Origin of the sequence: Tepidiforma sp., from assembly GCF_026419595.1 — a bacterium.
Classification (GTDB): Bacteria; Chloroflexota; Dehalococcoidia; order Tepidiformales; family Tepidiformaceae; genus Tepidiforma.
In genome coordinates this window covers 1-1980 of the sequence record NZ_JANZZD010000061.1, presented here as the reverse complement: position 1 = coordinate 1980, position 1980 = coordinate 1, and the positions used below count along the sequence as shown (strand labels likewise).

Here is a 1980-nt window from a genome sequence, read left to right as displayed (position 1 = left end):
GGCGGAGGCGGCTCCGGTGGCGGCGGGCCGGACGAGGACGTCGATGGAGGCTCCGGGCTGGGTGGTGGCCTTGAGTTCGAGGGTGACGCCGGGGATGGCGGAGCTGATGGTGTTGGAGGGGGAGGTCATGGAGACGCCGTTGAGTTCGAAGGCGGCGTCGGAGCCGGGCGAGACGACGGCGAGGAGGTTGGAGCCGGGGTCGCCTGGGGTGGAGCGGAGTTCGATGGAACGGGCGCCGGTGTCGTTGGCGGTGATGGAGAGGAAGTAGCGCTGGCTGCCGGCGGCGGGGCCGGCGTCGAGGATGGCGGCGGTGAGGCCGAAGCCGCCGGCGTTGATGGCGTCGCGGAGGCCTTCGAGGTGGTCGGCGCCGGCGGGGAGCTGGAGGGTGTGGCTGGCGCCGTCGACGATGAGCTCGAACTGGCCGCTGCCGTTGCTGACGGGGCTGGCGGTGGGGGAAGCGAACCCGGAGGCGGAGCGGGCGACGGCCTGGGAGGCGAGGCTGGTGATGTTGGTGATGCGGTAGAGCCCGGCGGTGGCGCCGGGTCCGGCGGTGGCCTGCACGGAGAAGGAGCTGCTGGAGGCCTGCATGGCTCCGCCGCGGCTGAGGCTGCCGAGCTGGCGGAGCGCGGCGGCGAGGTCGGCGACGGCCTGCCGCAGCTCGGCGGCAGCCATCTTGCGGGTCATCAGCCCGGCCTGTTCCTGCTCGAGGGCGCGCGCCGGCAGGCTGGCGATGGAGACCGAGCGGTCGAGGATGGTCTGGAAATCGTCCGAGAAGCTGCTGATCCCGGTGAAAGTGAGCGGCGATAGTGGCATCGGGCGCGCCTCCGCAGTTGTCGTATCGGCATCGGGCGCGCCTTTCTTGAGGATTTGCGGCGGCGGGGCGCCTCAGGAGGAGTGGAGGATGCGGCGCAGGGTGAACATCGCCCCCTGCGAGCGGGAGTGCTCGAGCTTGCGCCACTTGTCGGAGACCGAGATGAGCATGCCGCTGAGGTGGTTCGAGCGCGGCGAGCAGAGGAACCGGGCCAGCTCGATCTGCTCTTCGGGCGTGGCGCCGCCGGAGGATTGCAGGCGCAGGGCGGCTTCGAGCTCTTCGGCCCCGGCGCGCTCGCCGGCGGCGATGATGTCGTCGGTCATGCTGGTGTAGGTGGGGCCTGGGTTCATGCAGTTGACCTGGATGTTGGCCTCCCGCACCTCTTCGGCCAGCGTTTCGGCCAGGCGGGCCAGGGCCGCCTGGGCGGCGCTGTAGCTGGAGAAGTTGCGCCGCGGGCTGGCGGCGCCGGGGCCGGCGAGCAGGACAATCTTGCCGGCGCGCGCCTCGAGCATGTCCGGCAGCACGGCGCGGCACAGGTGCATGGCGCCGCCGAGGTTGGTGGCGATGCCGTCCATCCAGGCCTGGGGTTCGCAGGCGGCCAGCGGGCCGATCCAGCCGAAGGCGCCATGGGCGCAGATGAGGATGCGCACCGGGCCGGCGAAGGCGCGGAAGCGCTCGAGAGCGGCCTCGACCTGCGCGTAGTCGCGGACGTCGCACAGCAGGGCGAGGGCCTGGCCGCCCATGTGGCTGATTTCGAGCTGCGCGAGGTCAAGTTCGGCGCGGGAGCGCGCCAGCAGCCCGATGCGCGCCCCTTCGGCGGCGAAGGCGAGCGCCAGCCGCTTGCCAATGCCGCGCCCCGCGCCGGAAATCAGCACAGCCTGATCGAGGAATTCGCTTGCCTCCGCCACGGCTCCAGCAGCCTCCCTCCCGATCCTAGCAGGCGGCTGGCAGCGATGGCGGGCGGGCAGGAGGGCGGTTCGGCTCAGCGTTCGGCCTTGCGCTGGTAGAGGGCCTGGTCGGCGCGCTGGAGGAGCTGTTCGAGGGATTCGCCCTCGCGGTGCTCGGCGAGGCCCATTGCCACGCCGATGCGCAGCCGCAGGGTTTCGCCTCCGAGGACGAACTGGTAGTCGCCGCCGAGGGCCTGCTCGAGGAAGCGGGCGCGCGTCATG

The 1980-nt window shown here is 72.0% G+C and carries 2 protein-coding genes and 1 pseudogene; all 3 read right to left on the bottom strand.

What is annotated here, in order from left to right:
* The coding region (gene fliD, locus N2041_RS14265; protein ID WP_297679246.1) for a flagellar filament capping protein FliD at positions 1 to 813 on the bottom strand (813 nt) is incomplete at its 3' end.
* A gap of 72 nt (positions 814 to 885) precedes the next feature.
* On the bottom strand, positions 886 to 1719 hold the full coding sequence (locus N2041_RS14260; protein ID WP_297679245.1) for an SDR family NAD(P)-dependent oxidoreductase: 834 nt from the start codon (positions 1717 to 1719) through the stop codon (positions 886 to 888).
* 74 nt (positions 1720 to 1793) lie between these two features.
* Positions 1794 to 1980: pseudogene (locus N2041_RS14255) on the bottom strand (hypothetical protein); the annotation flags it as partial.